This is a genomic window from Candidatus Goldiibacteriota bacterium (genome assembly GCA_016937715.1).
Taxonomy (GTDB): domain Bacteria; phylum Oederibacteriota; class PGYV01; order PGYV01; family PGYV01; genus PGYV01.
The window spans coordinates 1-18,482 of sequence record JAFGWA010000054.1 but is presented as its reverse complement, the minus strand read 5'-3'; the positions used below and the strand labels follow the sequence as shown (position 1 = coordinate 18,482).

At 40.2% G+C, this 18,482-nt stretch carries 17 protein-coding genes; 15 read left to right on the top strand and 2 right to left on the bottom strand.

The window, feature by feature from the left end:
- The first annotated feature begins 656 nt into the window (after positions 1-656).
- From JXR81_06365 to JXR81_06345, 5 genes are all read left to right on the top strand, one after another.
- A complete protein-coding gene (locus JXR81_06365) occupies positions 657-1,199 on the top strand; it encodes a hypothetical protein (protein ID MBN2754478.1) in 543 nt (180 codons plus the stop codon).
- 452 nt (positions 1,200-1,651) lie between these two features.
- On the top strand, positions 1,652-2,932 hold the full coding sequence (locus JXR81_06360; GenBank protein ID MBN2754477.1) for an adenylosuccinate synthase: 1,281 nt from the start codon (positions 1,652-1,654) through the stop codon (positions 2,930-2,932).
- Between the two features lie 45 nt (positions 2,933-2,977).
- Complete coding sequence (locus JXR81_06355; GenBank protein ID MBN2754476.1) at positions 2,978-3,337, top strand: hypothetical protein; 360 nt, start codon at positions 2,978-2,980, stop codon at positions 3,335-3,337.
- Entirely contained in the window at positions 3,334-3,663 is a 330-nt protein-coding gene (locus tag JXR81_06350) for a DMT family protein (GenBank protein MBN2754475.1), read from the top strand. Before JXR81_06355 ends, JXR81_06350 begins: the two co-directional genes overlap by 4 nt.
- A gap of 68 nt (positions 3,664-3,731) precedes the next feature.
- Positions 3,732-4,295: a hypothetical protein gene (locus JXR81_06345; GenBank protein ID MBN2754474.1), complete on the top strand. Its 564-nt coding sequence runs from the start codon at positions 3,732-3,734 to the stop codon at positions 4,293-4,295.
- Positions 4,296-4,655: 360 nt separating this feature from the next.
- Here the strand turns inward: JXR81_06345 and JXR81_06340 are convergent, their stop codons facing one another.
- The gene (locus JXR81_06340; protein MBN2754473.1) at positions 4,656-6,587 is read right to left on the bottom strand and encodes an aconitate hydratase; all 1,932 of its coding nucleotides are present in this window, start codon (positions 6,585-6,587) and stop codon (positions 4,656-4,658) included.
- A 171-nt stretch (positions 6,588-6,758) separates the two neighbouring features.
- Between JXR81_06340 and JXR81_06335 the strand changes: the two genes are divergently transcribed.
- Both JXR81_06335 and JXR81_06330 read left to right on the top strand, forming a co-directional pair.
- Positions 6,759-8,249 carry a potassium/proton antiporter gene (locus JXR81_06335; protein MBN2754472.1) on the top strand — a complete coding sequence of 497 codons (1,491 nt, stop codon included), beginning with the start codon at positions 6,759-6,761 and terminating at the stop codon, positions 8,247-8,249.
- A gap of 36 nt (positions 8,250-8,285) precedes the next feature.
- The gene (locus tag JXR81_06330; GenBank protein MBN2754471.1) at positions 8,286-9,089 is read left to right on the top strand and encodes a hypothetical protein; all 804 of its coding nucleotides are present in this window, start codon (positions 8,286-8,288) and stop codon (positions 9,087-9,089) included.
- Between the two features lie 59 nt (positions 9,090-9,148).
- Here the strand turns inward: JXR81_06330 and JXR81_06325 are convergent, their stop codons facing one another.
- Entirely contained in the window at positions 9,149-9,868 is a 720-nt protein-coding gene (locus JXR81_06325; protein ID MBN2754470.1) for a hypothetical protein, read from the bottom strand.
- A 183-nt stretch (positions 9,869-10,051) separates the two neighbouring features.
- On the opposite strand from JXR81_06325, the gene glgB reads away from it, so the two are divergent.
- From glgB to JXR81_06285, 8 genes are all read left to right on the top strand, one after another.
- Positions 10,052-11,974 (top strand): 1,4-alpha-glucan branching protein GlgB, encoded by a 1,923-nt coding sequence (glgB, locus tag JXR81_06320; protein ID MBN2754469.1) that lies wholly within the window; start codon positions 10,052-10,054, stop codon positions 11,972-11,974.
- Positions 11,974-12,480: a GNAT family N-acetyltransferase gene (locus JXR81_06315; protein MBN2754468.1), complete on the top strand. Its 507-nt coding sequence runs from the start codon at positions 11,974-11,976 to the stop codon at positions 12,478-12,480. The genes glgB and JXR81_06315 overlap by 1 nt, the downstream gene beginning before the upstream one ends.
- A 180-nt stretch (positions 12,481-12,660) precedes the next feature.
- Complete coding sequence (locus tag JXR81_06310) at positions 12,661-12,996, top strand: KilA-N domain-containing protein (protein ID MBN2754467.1); 336 nt, start codon at positions 12,661-12,663, stop codon at positions 12,994-12,996.
- Positions 12,997-13,166: 170 nt separating this feature from the next.
- Positions 13,167-14,114 (top strand): sigma-54-dependent Fis family transcriptional regulator, encoded by a 948-nt coding sequence (locus JXR81_06305; GenBank protein ID MBN2754466.1) that lies wholly within the window; start codon positions 13,167-13,169, stop codon positions 14,112-14,114.
- Between the two features lie 265 nt (positions 14,115-14,379).
- A complete protein-coding gene (locus JXR81_06300; GenBank protein MBN2754465.1) occupies positions 14,380-14,718 on the top strand; it encodes a hypothetical protein in 339 nt (112 codons plus the stop codon).
- A complete protein-coding gene (gene cas3 / locus JXR81_06295) occupies positions 14,719-16,932 on the top strand; it encodes a CRISPR-associated helicase Cas3' (protein ID MBN2754464.1) in 2,214 nt (737 codons plus the stop codon).
- A 9-nt stretch (positions 16,933-16,941) separates the two neighbouring features.
- Positions 16,942-17,985: a hypothetical protein gene (locus tag JXR81_06290; GenBank protein ID MBN2754463.1), complete on the top strand. Its 1,044-nt coding sequence runs from the start codon at positions 16,942-16,944 to the stop codon at positions 17,983-17,985.
- A gap of 55 nt (positions 17,986-18,040) precedes the next feature.
- On the top strand, positions 18,041-18,427 hold the full coding sequence (locus tag JXR81_06285; protein ID MBN2754462.1) for a hypothetical protein: 387 nt from the start codon (positions 18,041-18,043) through the stop codon (positions 18,425-18,427).
- Positions 18,428-18,482: the final 55 nt, after the last annotated feature.

Sequence of the window (18,482 nt, the reverse complement as noted above, 5' to 3'; positions counted from 1 at the left end):
TCTTTTGATTTAAAAACACTTTACCGTGTTTCTAACAAAAGGGGAGTAATTTTTTACAATGTACCAGCGCTCCCGCGCTGTCCGTGTATTTGTTTTTACTTCCGACCCTCCGACTCTCTGTGTATCCGTCCCTCCGTTTTACAGGTTTTAGGTATAGGCATTGGTAGGCGCATCCCTTTAGGGTGCGGCAGTTGGTTTGGGATTTTACCAAGCCTCTAAGCGTCCAAGCATCTGATATCACAGGGGTTGGGTGTATTTTTTCAGTACGTGCCGCAAATAGGTATTCTTGCAGGCATACAAACTTGAAATCCACGGGCATGTTAATTCATTGGCAACCGGGAATTCGCGGCACATACGGATTTGCCGCCGCCGCATTAAATGGTCCCTGCCGCATATATACTGTGCTTACGCGGCGCGCGCTGAAAAAACACACCCAAGTCCTGTTTTGTATTGGTATTGGCAGCCGCGTTCCTTTAGGGCGGGTTGTTTTTGTTGTTTGTTTTGTTCCGGTAGACGCGGGTCTTCAGCCCGCGGATTTTGGGAGTATATTTTCGTTCTTGCTCCGAACTTCCATAAAATTTCGTTTGTTCAAACCCTGTTGTTTTGTTAAACTTAATTCATGGGTTACAGAAAGATAATTTATTCAGGGGTTGATTGTGATAATTTCGAAAAAACAAAATTGCAATAAAAATAAACATCTATATATAAAATTGGTAGAATTTGCTATGAATATTAATAAATGTATTCCAGGTCTTATTAGCAGTCGTTTTGTAGTACTTGTTTTTGTTATTCTTTTTTTTATCTTTCTTCAATTTTTACCTATTAAACAGGATTCAATTTTAGGTGAATATTTTCAAATTAATTTCTTTTCTTGCGGATTGGTTTCTTATGAGTTTTTGGAAATTCAAGAGAGTTATATTATAGACGAATCTTTCTGCGAATATCGAGATTTTGCAAAGAAAGAAAAATGTAGTAGGTGCAAATATATTCAAAAGTATCATTATCAGTATAAAAACAATACGATCAGTTATGTGGATTTTGCACATGAAAATATAATAAGAGATAAACGGGGCAATATAATTGATTCGAATTCCGGAGTGGAAATGAAAGTATATAATTTATTATTCGCCAAGATAATCTTTAATAAAGCGAATGGATCTAAGTTCATACAAAAAAGCGGAAACCCTGCTGATAAATAATTCTTGTTATTCAGTTTTGTTTTTAGTTATTAGTAGTTTAGCTATGTTATTAAGCAAATCGGTTTGTGTTCTTGTCTAAAAACTAATACGGAAATATTTCCGTCAGAAAAAATCGAAATTCAACTGCCGCGGGCTGAAGACCCGCGTCTACCAGAGCGAGACCAATACTGCAAAACAAAAAACACGCGCTCTAAAGGGACGCGGCTACCAAAACAAATCAAATAGTACGAAAAACAACTACCGCGTGCTGAAGAACCGCGTCTGCCATATCTGACCTTCCAAGCATCCAAGCGTCTGGTACTATTTATGGGATATGGGATAACTGTATATGGGATAGGTATTTCCTTGCCTCTAAATTATTCTTGCATGCGGGGATAATTAATATATAATAGGAAAGGTTTGTGCGCGCTGATTTAAACGGGCGCGGATTACATATTTCAAGGAGTGCTGATATGCCTGCAGATGTGATAATAGGTTCGCAGTGGGGAGATGAAGGAAAAGGGAAGATAGTTGACCTTTTCTCGGAGAAATATGATGTTATAGTACGCTATCAGGGCGGCGCCAACGCCGGCCATACCGTAATTATAGGAAACAAAAAATACATTATGCACCTTCTGCCTTCCGGTATACTTCACGGAAATAAGCTTAATATAATAGGCAACAGCGTTGTGCTGGATTTAAACGCGCTGGTGGATGAAATAAACGGGCTTAAGGCACAGGGGATTAAAATTACATCCAAAAACCTTATTATCAGCGATAACGCGCATGTTGTGCTTCCGTATCATAAGGCAATTGACAAAGCAAGGGAAGGCAAAAAGACGGGCGATAAAAAAATAGGTACGACAGGCCGCGGAATAGGGCCTGCGTATACGGATAAATACACCAGGACAGGCATAAGGGTAAGGGATTTATTTAAATCAAAGACGCTTGAAGAAAAAATCACAGAAAACCTTGATGAAAAGAACTTTCTGTTAAAGAAATTTTATGGGGCTGAACCTGTTTCCAAAAAGGCTGTTATGGATGAACTTGCAAAGTTAAGTAAAATAATAAAGCCGTTTGTAGGGGACACGTCATCCGTAATTAATGCCGCGCATAAAAAAGGCAAAAAAATACTTTTTGAAGGCGCTCAGGGCGCCCTTCTTGATATTGATTTTGGAACATATCCTTTTGTAACTTCCAGCAACCCCACAATCGGCGGGGTAATGACAGGGGCCGGTATTTCGCATAAAATTATTAATAAGGTCTGGGGTATTACAAAAGCATATCAGACAAGGGTGGGCAACGGGCCCATGCCTACAGAGATGGATGAAAAGACAGGCGAAAAGACAAGAAAAGAAGGCGGCGAGTTTGGAGCCACAACAGGCAGGCCAAGGCGCTGCGGATGGCTTGACCTTGTAGCGTTAAAATATGTCTGCGATTTAAACGGGCTTACGGATATAATACTTACAAAGATTGATGTCCTGTCCATATTTGATGAAATTAAGGTATGCACAGAGTATCTGGTTAAGGGCAAAAAAACAAAATCTTTTGTGGCTGACGGCGAAGAACTTTATTCCGCAAAACCCGTATATAAAACACTTGAAGGGTGGAACTGTGATCTGACAAAAATAAAGAAATATTCACAGATGCCGGCAGCCGTAAAAAAATATATAAAGTTCATAGAAGATTACACCGGTGTTAAAGTGTCCATAGTTTCAGTGGGGCCGGAACGCGAACAGATAATAATAAAATAAAGCAGACAATAAATATAAACTGCTAAATGGCGGGTTATTAAGTCGGTGAAAAATAGAAGTTTATTATTTCTGATATTTATAGCAGCCGTATTTTCTTTTTTACCTTCCTGCGCGCTCTTTGAATTCCGGTCCGGGTATGATACTGCAGCCGAAGAAGCGGTGCTTGAAACGCAGAACCTGCCGACAGGCGATAATTCCGGATATCAGCCGGCAGTTTCAACCGCCGCTGAAGATGAAATTGTCTCATGGGAAGATATTGACGCGGCCGAAGCCCAAAAAGAGATTGAATCAGCCGATATACAGGGCGCGTCAGAAGAGGGGTTTGATAAAACGGTTTTAGAGCCAGCCCCTGCCGCTGTTACCGCGCCAAAAGAACTTGAAGAAGAGGAAGAATCAAAAAAATGAAAACCGTACTGCTTCTTGTAATTTCCAATATATTTATGACCTTTGCCTGGTATGGGCACCTTAAATTTAAAGACCACCCGCTTTTTAAGGTTATTCTTATAAGCTGGATAATAGCATTTGTGGAGTACTGTTTTCAGGTGCCCGCAAACAGGATAGGGCACGGGCAGTTTTCCGCGACCGAACTTAAAACTATCCAGGAGGTAATAACATTAATTGTCTTTGCGGTATTTTCGATTTTCTATTTAAAAGAACCCATGAGATGGAACCATGCGGCGGGATTCGCGCTTATTGTACTGGCTGTTTTTGTGATTTTCAAGGAGTGGTAAAAAATATCTCTTGAAATGATTGTTTTTAGGGTATAATTATTACAATAGAAACAAACGGGGCGGTGCTAATGGAAGTTAACAGAAATATGATGATTTTACTTCCGGAATTTATCAGAAAAAATTTCGGAGAAGAAAATTTTCAGGCATGGCTGAAGAAAATTCCAAAAACAGCTTCGGAATTGTATTCCCTGGGAAAATTTAATTCTGAATGGTATGATTCGGATGACTATTTTGTGAAACCATCCCTTAAAATGTGCGAAATGTTTTATGAAGGCGATATTTCAGGCTGCAGGGAATATTCAAAATACGACACAAAAAAGTGGTTTTCGGGATTAACGGGGCTGTTTGTCAGAATCATGCCGGAACCGTTTCTGGCTGATAAATTTCTTATACCTAACCTTCATTCACATTACAGGATAGTTGATGTGAAAGCAATCAAGCGGGATAAAGGGCACTGGGTTTATTCCATTCTTGGCCTTGACGGGACTCAGGGCGCCGCCGCGGAACATTTTGCCGGAGTTATAGAGGTACTGCTTGAAGTGAAAAAAAAGAAGGATATAAAAGTCTGCGTGGAAACCTCCAGAAAAAAACACAAGCTTTATACGATGTATGAAGTGATGTATAAAGACTGAAAACTTATCCCATAAATAATAGCAGAGGCTTGGATGCTTAGAGGCTTGGATGCTTGGTAAAGGCATAATCCAAAAAACGTTATCCCAAAAATAAAATAATCAGTCAGGTTTTGTCTTGGTAGGCGCACCTTTTAAGGTGCGGTCGAAGCAAGCCTGCGAGCGTAGATCCATGCGATGAAGCGAGTTTATGAGCGAAAGAAGCAGGGACAGCAAAAAATCAAAACAACGCACCCTGAAGGGAGCAGCTACCAAACCTATAAACTTTCCCGTTAACTTTTACCGAGCCGCTAAACTTCTGAACTGCTTGTTTTTACGGTTTAGTTTTACCAAACCTCCAAGCCTCTAAGCATCCAAGCGTCCTTATTTAATCTGTCTTTTAATATAATCAATCGTTCCGCCGGCAAGAAGAATTTCGCGGTCGCGTTCTGAAAGGTTATAAGTAAGCGTGATTTTTTCTCCCGAACCAAGCGCGGCTGTTATGTCTTTGCCTTCTTTAAGCGCGGATGCGGTATTTTCAAGGGTGATTGAAACGCCTTCTTTGCATTTATCATAATCCGCCGCGTTTTTAAATATAAGCGGAAGTATTCCAAAATTTATCAGGTTTGCCTTGTGAATGCGGGCAAAAGATTTTACAATAACCGCCTTTATGCCAAGATACATGGGCGCAAGTGCCGCGTGTTCGCGGGAGCTTCCCTGGCCGTAATTCTCCCCGCCTGTCACGACTCCCGGTTTATTGGCAAGCGCTTTATCGTGGAACTTAGGGTCAAGTTTTGTAAATACGTATTTTGATATTTCAGGAATATTGCTTCTTAAAGGTAGTATTTTTGCTCCTGCCGGCATAATGTCGTCAGTTGTAATATTGTCGCCAAAACACGCGATGACCTTTGCCTTAATTTCCTGCGCAAGCGGCGATGATTCAGGGAGCGGTTTAATGTTTGGCCCCATGATAATTTTTACTGATTTTCTTTTTGCCGGGGACAGCGGTTTTAATAAAAGTGAATTATTTATCGGGAATTTGATAAGGGGTTTAATTGACGGATATTTTCCAAGTCTGCGCGGGTCTGTTATTTTTCCCGTAACAGCCGCCGCAACAGCGGTTTCAGGGCTTGCAAGATAAATCTCCGCGTCATTGGTGCCGGAACGCCCCTTGAAATTACGGTTAAATGTCCTTACCGATACCGCGCCGGACGACGGCGCCTGTCCCATACCTATGCAGGGGCCGCACGCGGATTCAATAATACGCGCGCCCGCTTCAAGAAAAAGGGAAAACATTCCGTTTTTTATCATGGCATCCATAATGGTTTTGGATCCGGGAGCTATGACAAAAGAGACATCTTTATGCACTTTTTTACCTTTTAAAGCTGCGGCCGCTGTCATCAAGTCCTTATACGAACTGTTGGTACAGCTTCCTATTATCACCTGGTTTACTTTTTTATTCTTAATCTCTTTTACTTTTTTTACGTTGTCGGGCATGTGCGGCTGCGCAATCATGGGTTCCACCTGCGCAAGGTCTATCTCTATAATTTTTGAATACTGCGCGCCTTTATCGGGCAATAATTCACTGAAATCTTTTATTCTGCCGAAAGCGGCAAGAAAAGCTTTTGTATTGCCGTCCGAAGGAAAAATTGAAGTTGTGGCGCCAAGTTCCGCGCCCATATTTGTTATAACCGCGCGTTCCGGTACGGACAGAGTTTTTACCCCTTCGCCGAAGTATTCAAATACTTTACCGACGCCGCCTTTTACGGTAAGCATCTGCAGAATAAGCAGAATTACATCTTTTGCCGAAGACCATGGGTTAAGCCTGCCGGTTAATTTAATACCAATAACCTCCGGGCATTTCAGATTAAAAGGGTAGCCTGCAAGCGACGCGGCCACATCAAGTCCGCCCACCCCGATTGCCAGCATTCCAAGGCCGCCGGCTGTGGGTGTGTGGGAATCTGACCCCACAAGAGTCCAGCCCGGACGCCCGAACCTTTCAAGGTGCACCTGGTGGCATATGCCGTTTCCGGGTTTGGAAAACCACAGGCCGTATTTTTCGGCAACTGACTGTAAAAAAGCGTGGTCGTCCGCGTTTTCAAAACCGCTCTGCAGCGTGTTATGGTCCACATAGCTGACCGAAAGTTTTGTTCCGATTTTTGAAACATTAAAATTTAAAAATTCAAGGTAAGCCATGGTGCCGGTGGCATCCTGTGTCAGCGTCTGGTCTATTTTTATTCCTATTTCTTCGCCTGCCGTTAAATTTCCGGATACAAGGTGGTTTTTTAATATCTTACCGGTTATTGTGCCTTTCATTATAATATCCTCCTGTATTTAATAAAGTTTAATTAATATAAGGGATTTTCAGTTAAAAGTAAATGTAAAATAACGGCTGTTTTTAACATTAACAGTGTTATTTCGTTTAATTGACAAAAACAAGCCGGCAGATTACAATGATTATATAATAAAAATATAACGGGAGACTTTATGCAGTATTCGTATGAATCAATAATTTTTGTCGCCGCGCTTTTGCTGCTTGTCAGTGTGGTGTTAAGCAAAGCTTCTGACAAGATAGGGCTTCCCACGCTTCTTATATTTATAGTTATCGGAATGACAGCCGGTTCAGAGGGTGTTTTTGGAATACACTTTGATGATAATGAAATCGCAAAGGGAATAGGTATTGCCGCTTTGTCCATGATACTTTTTTACGGCGGTATGGACACAAAATGGGTAATGATAAAGCCGGTCTTAAAAGAAGGAGTGCTGCTTGCCACGCTGGGAGTTTTAATGACCGCGGGTATTACAGGCGGATTATTATATTTCGTACTTAAAATGCCTCTTATTGATTCAATGCTGCTTGGCGCCATTGTATCTTCAACTGACGCGGCGGCTGTGTTTTCAATATTACGTTCTAAAGGGATAAATTTAAAAGGTAATTTAAAGCCGCTGTTAGAACTTGAATCCGGAAGCAACGACCCTATGGCTGTCTTTTTAACGGTTGGCATAATAGGCGTAATGACCGGAAGCCATTCTTCGCCGCTATCTTTAATCCCGTCCTTTTTTATTGAAATGGCAATAGGGCTTGCCGCCGGTGTGGTGTTCGGCAGGCTTATGGTTGAATTCATTAACCGTATCAACCTTGAATATGACGGGCTTTATCCGGTGCTGACAATGGCGCTTGTAATAATCCTTTACATGGTGACGACGCATATAAAAGGCAACGGTTATTTAAGCGTATACGCGGCCGGTATTGTCCTTGGCAACAGGACTTTTATCCATAAAAATAACCTGATACGTTTTCATGACGGCGTGGCGTGGCTTATGCAGATTGTAATATTCCTTATGCTGGGGCTGCTTGTTTTTCCGTCTAAAATTATACCTGTAGCGGGGGATGGAATTATAGCGGGTATAGTGCTTATTTTTCTGGCAAGGCCGGCGGCTGTTTTTGCATGCCTTTCTTTTTCCAAACTTAATATTAAAGAAAAACTGATGATATCCTGGGTGGGATTAAGGGGCGCTGTTCCGGTTATATTGGCCATATTTCCACTTACTGCCGGGGTGCCGGGCGCGGAAAAAATATTTAATATAGTTTTCTTTACCGTATTATTATCCGCGCTTCTGCAGGGAAGTACAATTTCTCTTGTCTCGCGGTGGCTTGGGCTTGAAGAACCGCTTAAAAACAGAAAGAAAGCCCCGATTGAAATGGATGCGCTTGCCGGCGTTAACGCGGACTTAAATGAAGTCATGATACCTTTTGGTTCGGTCGCGGTGGGAAAAAGGCTTTTTGAAATAGGCATACCAAAGGGCGCGCTTGTGACCCTTATTTCAAGGGATGAACAGTTTATAATACCGGACGGCGGCACGGTTTTAGAATCCGGGGATGTTATGCTTGTCATGGCGGATAAGACGGCCCTAAAAACAATAGAACGGAATGTTTTTGTCCAGAAAAAAATAGAACCTGAAAAAGAAGAACAGTAGGCAAAGTGTTCAGGTTCAGGATGTATAGGAGGTTTTATGAGAAAAACAGGGATGATTATTGTACTTGTATTACTGTTTTTGCTGTCTGTATTTAATATTCAGGCAAAATATGCGGAAATGAATCCTGTTTTACAGGCGGATGTAATATTATCAAAAATTAATTCCGTAACAGATGTAAAAGAAGCGGTAAAACTTCTTAATTCCGCTGATGTTTTGTATAAAAAGGCGGTTGAAGCTGCTGGAAAAGAAGGCGTACCCGAAAATGTGTATTATCAGCTGGCAAAGTGCGCCAATTACAAATACCATCACATGGATATCGGGTCTGTGGATGAAAAGAAAAAGGCGTATGCGGATGTTATCGCGCTTATAGAAAAAAGCGGGCTTGATCCGGAAAAGTCAGAGGTTTATAATTACTGCCTTGCGCTTATGTGGGCAAGAAAAGGGGATATGTCAGACCTTTTTGAATCCGCTTCAAATGGTATTGCGGATAAGATAAAAAAATACAGCGAAAAAACGATAAAACTTGACGGGTCCAATAAGGCCGCAGCGCTTCTGGTGCTTGGAAGGCTTCACTGGAAAGCTCCTAGTATTCCTTTTGTTATCACATGGCCGGATAAAAACAAGGCAAAAGAACTGATTGCGGAAGCGTTAAAAATTGAAGATTCTCTTATAGCAAAATTGTTCCTTGCTGACGCCATGAATGACACAAATGAAAAAGAGAAGGCGGCAGTGTTGTATAAAGAGGTGCTTAACGCGCCGGTTTCTAAAACATTTTACTGGCAGGATGTTAAAACAAAAAAGATGTGCGAGGCAAGGGTGAAAGAACTGGGAATAAAATAATCCGTTAATTAAAAAAGCCGCGGCAGGTTAAGCGCCTGCCGCGGCTTTTTTTGTATTATCTATTCGGGGCTTACTCCTATATCGTCTATGTGAAAGTTGATGTCTTTTTGTGATATCCCGTTAGATCTGTACTTTAAAACAAATACTATTTTATTGACGTTTAACAGCACTTCTGCCGCGGTATATTCTGAAGGGCTTGAAAGCAGGCTGAAATAAACCTGCCTATAAATTGATGTGGTGGAAGGAGTATTGTTGCCTACATAACAGTATTTACGGTCCTGTGAATAAAAATAAATCCTGTAAGCCATTGCGGTTGCGTCTGATATTTTATGGGTGAAATAAAGAAAATCGTTATTGGTTATAAGATCAACGGGATTATTAAAATTAATATTTACAGTAACATATCCAACGTGATCGTATGAAGGGGGCATCATTGCGGTGTAATCTCCTTCTGTTGTGCTGACGGGAAGGGTGGATTTTACGGTTGCCGTAAGCGCAAGGCTGTAAGTGCCGTTAAGCTGCCCGGTGACAATAGAGCTGCCGGTTATTTCGGATGTACCGCCGTCTGTTGAATCATCTCCCGTTGTTATGTTACCGGTTACGTCATTTACAGAAAAAACATAGCTGCCATCTTCAAAATCTTCCATTTCCGCGGCCGCGGCTAAAATCACAGGTGTGGGCGCGGGTTTGGATTCTGACGGGCTGTCAGTAGAACAGCTGATGCTGAAAAACATTGCAAAAACAGAGATTACTGATAATAACAAAAGATTTCTTTTCATGAAAACCTCCCCTGATTTTTATTAAAGTTAGTATATATAAACGGGGTTTGTTTTTCAAGTCTAATCTGTTTTTGTCTAAAACTTTATCTTTGTCTGCCGGTGTTAATTTTTATCATTTAACTTAGCGCCATGCTGTTGTATAATAAGGATTATATTAAAATATATCACCTCAAGGAGTTTCATATGGCAGCCGGAAAAGTAGTTCACGGAGTTTCAGAATTTACCGAACACGACGTGTACCTTTATAAAGAGGGCAATCATTTCCGACTTTATGACAAGATGGGGTCGCACGTAAGAACCGTAAACGGAGAGAAAGGCGTAAGTTTCGCGGTCTGGGCGCCAAACGCAAAGCACGTCTCTGTAATAGGAAATTTTAACGGCTGGGATTCCACCGCGCACCCGCTTACAATGCGCTGGGATAATTCCGGCATCTGGGAAGGATTTATTCCGGGAATCGGCAAAGGCGAAATATACAAGTATCATATAGTAAGCAATCATAATGATTACCGCGCTGATAAGGGCGACCCGTTCGGGCTGTCATGGGAAATCGCGCCAAAGACGGCATCCGTTGTCTGGGATACCGATTACAACTGGTCAGATGATGAATGGATGAAAGAACGCCATAAGAAAAACGCGCTTAACGCGCCCATGTCCATTTACGAAGTACACCTTGGAAGCTGGCGCAAAACAGGCGACGGCATTGAATCGCTTGGCTATAAAGAGACCGCGCACCAGCTGGCGGAATACTGCAAGTATATGGGCTTTACGCATGTTGAACTTATGCCTGTGATGGAACACCCGTTTTTTGGTTCATGGGGTTATCAGGTTGTGGGATTTTTCGCGCCCACTTCCCGCTACGGTACGCCGCAGGATTTTATGTATTTTGTGGAACACATGCATAAGAACGGCATCGGCGTAATTCTTGACTGGGTGCCTTCTCATTTTCCGTCTGATGAATACGGCCTTATGTATTTTGACGGAACTCACTTATACGAACACGCTGACCCTCGCCAGGGTTTTCATCCGGACTGGGGTTCCGCTATATTTAATTACGGCAGGCATGAAGTAATTAATTTCTTAATTTCTAACGCGCTGTTCTGGCTGGATAAATATCATATAGACGGGCTGCGTGTTGACGCTGTGGCTTCCATGCTGTATCTGGATTATTCGCGCAAGGAAGGCGAATGGATACCGAACAAATTCGGGGGCAGGGAAAATCTTGAAGCCATAGATTTTTTAAAGAAATTTAATGAAACTGTTTATAAAGAATATCCCGATGTGCAGACAATAGCGGAAGAATCCACGTCCTGGCCTATGGTCACAAGGCCGCTTTACGCCGGCGGGCTTGGGTTTGGCTTTAAATGGAACATGGGGTGGATGAATGACACGCTTTCATATTTTTCTAAGGACACGGTTTACAGAAAATGGCACCAGAACAACCTTACTTTTTCAATGATGTACGCTTTTACCGAAAATTTTATGCTGCCATTATCGCACGATGAAGTGGTGCATTTAAAAGGGTCTTTAATAAAAAAGATGCCGGGTGATGACTGGCAGAAATTTGCCAACCTGCGCGCGCTTTTATCTTACATGTGGTTTCATCCCGGAAAGAAAATGCTGTTTATGGGCGATGAATTCGGCCAGTGGGAAGAATGGAATGTGAACGTAAGTTTAAACTGGGAATCGGCGGGATATTATAATCACGACGGCGTAAAGAAAATGGTTAAAAAACTTAATGAGCTTTATGTGAATGAACCCGCGCTTAATAAACACGAGCACGACTGGACCGGCTTTCAGTGGCTGGACTGCGGAAATTACGAAGATTCTGTGCTTTCTTTTGTAAGAAAGAACGAACTTTTCATTGACGATTCCATAGTGGTAATATGCAACTTAACCCCTGTTGTCAGGTCCAATTACCTGCTTGGCGTACCTGACGGCGGCTTCTGGGAAGAAATATTTAATTCCGATTCACATGAATACTGGGGAAGCAATCAGGGCAATATGGGCGGGGTGCATTCGCAGGATGTCCCGTGGAACGGTATGGGGAAATCCATTTCTATCACACTGCCGCCTTTGGGCGTAGTGGCGTTTAAGCGCAGGCCGTAATGCCGGGCGGCGGAAAACCTTCGCTTATAAAGGTGAAGGGAAAAGAGCATACAGGCCGGCTTATAGCCCTTATTAATGAAATATGGCCGGAACATTACACCCCTATCATAGGTGAAGCACAGGTTAAATACATGCTTGAAACCTATCAATCCGAAGAACGGATAATAAAAGAAATTCATGACGGCGCGGAATACTATATTCTTTCTGTCAACGGCACAGACGCGGGCTACCTTGCCCTTGATAACAAAAGAAATGCCATGTATTTAAGCAAACTTTATGTGGTAAATAAATTAAGAAATCAGGGTTTTGGAAAATTTATGAATGACTTCGCGGAGAAAAGGACAAAGGAAGAAGGGCTGACAAGGATATATTTAAACGTGCATAAAAACAATAAAAATTCCATTAAGGCGTACGAAAAAATGGGATATATGAAAGTCCGTGAAGTGATAAAAGACATAGGGAATGGGTTTATAATGGACGATTATATTATGGAGAAATTTGTTTAGAAAATATAATTGATTAATTTTGGGGAAGCGTTATTATTGAATGAATCAAATGGGAGCGGGTTTTTCTAAAATGTAATAGTGCGGATTTAATGGAACGCTATGCGCGTTTTGCGGCGTGTCAGTGTCTTTGTTAAAATATTCAGTGGTGTATATTTGAATAAGTATAGAGGGGGCAATACAATGAAAAAAGAAAGGGCTGTTGTGGTAAAAGGCGTTGTAATTACCGTGGTTGAAGTAAAAGAACAGGATTATATATCACTAACTGATATGGTAAAAAATTTTGACGGCGGGCTTTCGCTTATTGAAAAATGGCTTAGAAATAAGAACACATTGGAATTTTTGGGCATCTGGGAGAGAATAAATAACCCTGATTTTAATTCCCCCGAATTCGAGGGGATTATGGCAAATGCCGGGTTAAACAGGTTTACGCTTTCGGTGAAAAAATGGACAGAAAAAGCGAAAGGTATTGGAGTAATTGCCAAAGCAGGAAGATATGGAAGCGGTACATACGCATAGAAATGGAATGCCAAGCGCATTCAGTTGAAAGGCAGACAAAGCATAAATGGTATTTTTAGGAAAATATGAACAGGAAGGTGCATAAAAAAGGAAAATATGTTATTGTTAATGAACATAAGTTTCAGCATCCTGTTTATATTTAAATTACAGTTTTGGGATTGGGGTGAAGCATGATTAATAATGTTCCCGGGAAAAGCCGTGTGGCGGCTGAATTAAGAAATCAGATTTCTGTTGTTTCTAAATCAAAAATGCCTTTGCTGCTTATTGGGGATACTGGCACAGGCAAAGAACGCATTGCCGAAGCAATTCACAAGGAAAGCGAAAGAAAGGGGCCATTTGTACCTGTCAACTGCGCGGGGTTGTCTGTTACTCTTATGGAAAGTACGCTGTTTGGACATGCGAAAGGCGCTTTTACAGGCGCGGATTCAAAGCGTGACGGGGTTATAAAAAGGGCGGAAGGCGGGACAATTTTTCTAGATGAAATCACTGAAATGCCGCTTGAAATTCAAAGCAAGCTTTTACGTTTTCTTCAGGATTTTTCATATTGGCCGCTTGGTTATGACGGTGAACCCAAAAAAGCGGATGTAAGGATATTAACGGCTACTAATATGGACATAAAAATGCTTGTTGTTGAAAAACAATTCAGAAAAGACCTTTACTTTAGGATAACCGGAGATATTATCAGAGTGCCAAGCTTAAAAGAGAGAAAAGAAGATATAAGAATAATAGCAGAAAACATTATTAAAGAGATAAACAACTCCAAAGAAACTTTTAAGCTGGAATTAAAAGAAGAAGATTACGCGGCAATAGAAAACTATAACTGGCCCGGAAATATAAGGCAGCTTTACAGGTTTCTTGAAAGGTGCAGGGTATATAAAGCCGGCAGTAAAATGATAAAAACACTTATGAAAAGAGAGTCGGAAGAAAATATGCAGTTGGAAAGCCAAAGAATGGATGATGATTTGGTAACCCTTAAAGACGTAGAAAAATACGTTATTAAAAAAGCACTTACGGCGACTTCCTGGAATTTAACGCAAACAGCAGCCAGAGTAGGCATTGTGTTAAATACTTTAAAGAATAAAATAAAGGAATACAGACTGTCGGAAAATGACAAGTAGCAATCAATAAATGACATGTCTCTTAAATTATTTCTTAATTTTAAGCATGTTTTACCAGGCATGATAGTTGCTAATATATGGTATATGTAGAGTAAAAACTGACTAACACGGTTAGGAGCTTTGAAGATGAGTTGAGTTTGATTGAAAAAGGGCTTAGAAATAAGGACTCAATCGAGTTTTTGGGTATCTGGGAGAGAATAAATAACTGTAGTTTTAATAAAAAATGAAAGATTAATATTTTAATAGAAAAGAAGGAGGGTATATAATGGGAAAATTCATAGTAGAAGTCTTTACTGTGTATGCAGATAAAAAGAATGAAATATTAAAAGATCTTACAGAAATATTTGAAACAGAAAGAGAGGCTGTTGTTTATGCAAAAGAAATTTTAATGGAGTTAGAAGAAGATGGCGTTAAAGATAAATATAATGCAACAGTAACTAATAATGATAGAGTGATAGTTTATGACTCCTCTAAGGTTTTTTTAAAAAAAGAAGCAGAAGAAAAAAACGATTTAGAAGTAAATGAAATGGATATTACACTTTCAGAGGAAAAAAGGAAGACGGCAAAAAATAGTAAAATGAAAATCCGGATAAAGAAGGGTTAAATGGAATATTACGCGCATTCGGTTCAAGGTCAGTCAAAAGAGAAGTGGCAGTTATTAAAAGACCACCTGACGGCGGTTGCTGATATGTCCCGCACATTCGCGCAGAAGTTTGGCGCAGGGGAACTTGGGTATATGGCGGGGATATTGCACGATGTCGGAAAGTACTCGGCGGAGTTTCAGGGAAAACTTGATGGAAAAAACCAGAGGGTGGACCACAGTACAGCAGGGGCGAAAGAGGTTATGGCAAGATATGGGGAACTTATCGGAAAAATTCTTGCATATCCCATAGCTGGGCATCATGCAGGGCTGGCGGATTTTATCGGGGCAGGGGATGATGCATGTCTTGAAGCAAGGCTAAAAAATGTCAATATATCAGTTTATAATGCATTTGAAATTGAACTGAAAGAACTGTTACAAAATAAACCCGGATTACCTACATTAAAAGCCGACAAGCATGAAAAGGAGTTTTCCTGTTTTATGCTTGTAAGGATGCTTTACTCATGCCTTGTCGATGCGGATTATATGGATACGGAGCGGTTCTGTGATGTAGAAAAATCGCTGAAAAGAGAAAAGGGGTTATCAATATCTGAACTTGAAAGTAAATTAAGCATTTATTTGAAAAAAATAACCTCTAAAGCAGAAAAATCAGATTTAAACGCCGAGAGATCGAAGATAATGAAAGCCTGTATTGAAAAAGCCTCATCTAAACCCGGATTTTTCACCCTGACTGTTCCTACAGGCGGGGGAAAAACATTTTCATCGCTTGCTTTTGGGTTGAAACACGCAAAAGTAAATAATCTTGAAAGGGTAATTTATGTCATACCATATACAAGCATCATAGAGCAAAATGCTGATGTTTTTAAAAAAGCGCTTGGTGCAGAGAGTGTCCTGGAACACCACAGTAACTATGATTATAAAGAGGGTACTGATGATGAAGATGAGTCAGACTATAAAATGAAGCTTGCGGCTGAAAACTGGGATATGCCGCTTATAGCCACAACCAATGTACAGTTTTTTGAATCGCTTTTTTCAAATCGCGGATCAAGATGCCGTAAGCTTCACAATATAGCTAATAGTGTAATAATACTTGATGAGGCGCAGATGCTGCCTGTTCAGTATATGAAACCTTGTATATATGCGCTGGCTGAACTTATAAAAAATTATGGATGTTCTGTTGTATTTTGTACTGCCACACAACCGGCGATTTTTGACGACCCGCCGGAAGGATTTAAGCTGCCGGGCGGTATGGAGCCTGTAGAGATAATAGATAAGCCCAAACCATTATATGAAAAGTTAAAAGCGGTAAATGTGGAATGGGCAGGGGAAATAGAAACAGAAAATTTAATAAACAAGCTTGCAGATTATGAAAGGGTTCTTTGTATAGTAAATACAAGGAAATTTGCCAGGGAGTTGTATGACGGAATAAAAGGAAAAGAGAAAGACGGTATTTATCATTTAAGCGCGGGAATGTGTCCTGCGCATAGAACGGATAAGATATCAGAAATAAAGGGGAAACTGAAAAACGGTGAAAGATGCCGAGTGATTTCAACGCAGCTTATAGAAGCAGGAGTTGATATAGATTTTCCGGTTGTATACAGGGAAATAGCAGGCATAGATTCCATTGCGCAGGCCGCAGGCAGGTGCAACAGGGAAAGAAAGATAAAAGAAGGCGGAAAAGTATATGTTTTTAAACCAGCAGGACACAAAGCACCGCCGGGATTTCTGGCAAGGACAGCAGGTGTGGCAAAGGAAGTAATTAACCAAAATGAAAGCAAAGATTTACTGAGTCTTAAAAATATTAAGGAATACTTTGAAATATTATATTCAAGGGAAGGGGAAGGATTGGACGGTAAGAATATACTGAAGAGTATAAATAACAGCGGGGGAAGGCTTGAATATCCATTTAGGACGATATCGGACAGTTTTAACCTAATAGATAATAAAGCATATTCGCTGGTTGTGAAATATGATGAAAAATGCGAAGAAATACTTGAAAAAGCAAAGTTTTCACCATACCTGGGTTCCTTTGCTCGTAAGCTTCAGAGGTATACGGTGCAGGTGTACAAACAGGATTATGACAAGTTGGTAAAGGCGGGGATGGTAAAGAATTTCAGGGATATGTTCTTTGTGCTTGAAAAAAAAGCTTACGTGCCGGACACAGGGGTAAGCGTGGAAGGGTCAAACGGGAAAGTGCCGAAAAACTATATAATATAGGGAGGGTTTATGGCGAAGGCTAAAATGAAGAAATGTCCGCTTTGTGGCTCAATGTTGGAGCAAAAAAAGTACGACGATATACTAGGAGTTTGGGATGCGAAAAAAGAATTTGAGGCAGGGCTGAAGGATAAACTTAAAAAGTTAAAAAACAGAGAAACGGAATTGATGGAATCTGTTGCCAAACAAAAAATCGAGTTGGGTAAAAAAGAAAGAGAAATGAAGAAAAATGTTAAGCAAGCGGTAATGGATGGGGTAGCAAAAGGCATAGGGAAAGAAAAAAAGCGGGCAGATATGCTTGCAAAGTCAATTGATGCCAAGGCAACTGAAATACAGGGGTTGAATAAAAAAATAGAAGAATTAAAGGAACAACTTAAAAAAGGGACCACACCGCAAATGGAAGGATTTGATTTAGAAAAGAAGGTCTTGAAAGATTTAAAGATTGAATTTGATGAAGATGTGGTTACGGCACACGGTAAGGGAGGAGATATTATTCAAGAAGTCTTCTGTAAGGGGAAATCAAGAGGCAAAATACTTTACGAATGCAAAGCTACAACTAAATACAGCAATAAGTTTATCAAACAAATTAAAACGGATATGGGATATAGAAAAACCACATATGGAGTTCTTGTTACTGTTGTGCAAAAGAAAAATACAGCAGGATTTTTTGTTGAAAAAGACATCATTGTTGTTCATCCTTTTGGCGTAGTATCGGTTGCGAAAATATTACGCAATTCAATGATTGAATTAAGTTTGATGAATATAGAACCGGGTGAAAAGGATAAAAGAGCAAAAAAGCTTATGGAATACATCCAGAGTGAAAATTTTAAAAATATAATTGAAGATAATATTTTTAGAACCTCTCAGCTATATGATGCTTTAAAAAAAGAACTTAAGACACACAAAAAGATTTGGGAAGAACGTTACAAAAATTATAAGGCAATCAATGAAAATTCAAATGTGTTAAAAAATTCTACAATGAATATTATGATGGGAAGTAGGTACGATAAGAAGTTGGTTGAAAAAAGGGTTAAGTTATTTGAACCAATTGAATAAGTCATTGTTCTGTGGGAATAATTAGAAAGGTATAAAATTATGTTAGGGAGGGTATATGAAAATAGATGTTATAACACCTGAAGAGAAAGAAGACTTTATTTTAACAATGAATACAGTGTTATTTATTGATCTTTTAGGTGTTACCGAGGCCACGAAAATAACTGCTAGTACAAGTGTAATTACTCCGCTAGTTGATCTGGAGTTCTTGTGGGACACTTATTTAAGAAATTTAGCCGAAATCTACCCGGAAATAACTATTTATGGAGGATCGGACTCCATAATCATTGTTGGTGGAAATTATCATGAAGTTTTCAAAATTGCAGCTTGGATATTTCAAATTTGTTGGGTTGTAAGAAGAGTAAAAATGCGTGCGGGAATAGATATTGGGAACTTCATGACCTCAAAAAATTATAAAAATTGTAAGATGAAGTGCAACATTTGAAGTAACAAAAAGTCCCACTGCTCACTTGTGTTATTATGTTGTTTGTGAGAACGAC

Bases quoted from the DNA above. Each gene is read 5' to 3' on its own strand.
- glgB (MBN2754469.1), top strand. From the start codon at position 10,052: ATGGCAGCCGGAAAAGTAGTTCACGGAGTTTCAGAATTTACCGAACAC.
- JXR81_06330 (MBN2754471.1), top strand. From the start codon at position 8,286: ATGAGAAAAACAGGGATGATTATTGTACTTGTATTACTGTTTTTGCTG.
- JXR81_06360 (MBN2754477.1), top strand. From the start codon at position 1,652: ATGCCTGCAGATGTGATAATAGGTTCGCAGTGGGGAGATGAAGGAAAA.
- JXR81_06325 (MBN2754470.1), bottom strand. From the start codon at position 9,868: ATGAAAAGAAATCTTTTGTTATTATCAGTAATCTCTGTTTTTGCAATG.
- JXR81_06340 (MBN2754473.1), bottom strand. From the start codon at position 6,587: ATGAAAGGCACAATAACCGGTAAGATATTAAAAAACCACCTTGTATCC.
- cas3 (MBN2754464.1), top strand. From the start codon at position 14,719: ATGGAATATTACGCGCATTCGGTTCAAGGTCAGTCAAAAGAGAAGTGG.
- JXR81_06300 (MBN2754465.1), top strand. From the start codon at position 14,380: ATGGGAAAATTCATAGTAGAAGTCTTTACTGTGTATGCAGATAAAAAG.
- JXR81_06335 (MBN2754472.1), top strand. From the start codon at position 6,759: ATGCAGTATTCGTATGAATCAATAATTTTTGTCGCCGCGCTTTTGCTG.
- JXR81_06310 (MBN2754467.1), top strand. From the start codon at position 12,661: ATGAAAAAAGAAAGGGCTGTTGTGGTAAAAGGCGTTGTAATTACCGTG.
- JXR81_06350 (MBN2754475.1), top strand. From the start codon at position 3,334: ATGAAAACCGTACTGCTTCTTGTAATTTCCAATATATTTATGACCTTT.
- JXR81_06315 (MBN2754468.1), top strand. From the start codon at position 11,974: ATGCCGGGCGGCGGAAAACCTTCGCTTATAAAGGTGAAGGGAAAAGAG.
- JXR81_06285 (MBN2754462.1), top strand. From the start codon at position 18,041: ATGAAAATAGATGTTATAACACCTGAAGAGAAAGAAGACTTTATTTTA.
- JXR81_06290 (MBN2754463.1), top strand. From the start codon at position 16,942: ATGGCGAAGGCTAAAATGAAGAAATGTCCGCTTTGTGGCTCAATGTTG.
- JXR81_06305 (MBN2754466.1), top strand. From the start codon at position 13,167: ATGATTAATAATGTTCCCGGGAAAAGCCGTGTGGCGGCTGAATTAAGA.
- JXR81_06345 (MBN2754474.1), top strand. From the start codon at position 3,732: ATGGAAGTTAACAGAAATATGATGATTTTACTTCCGGAATTTATCAGA.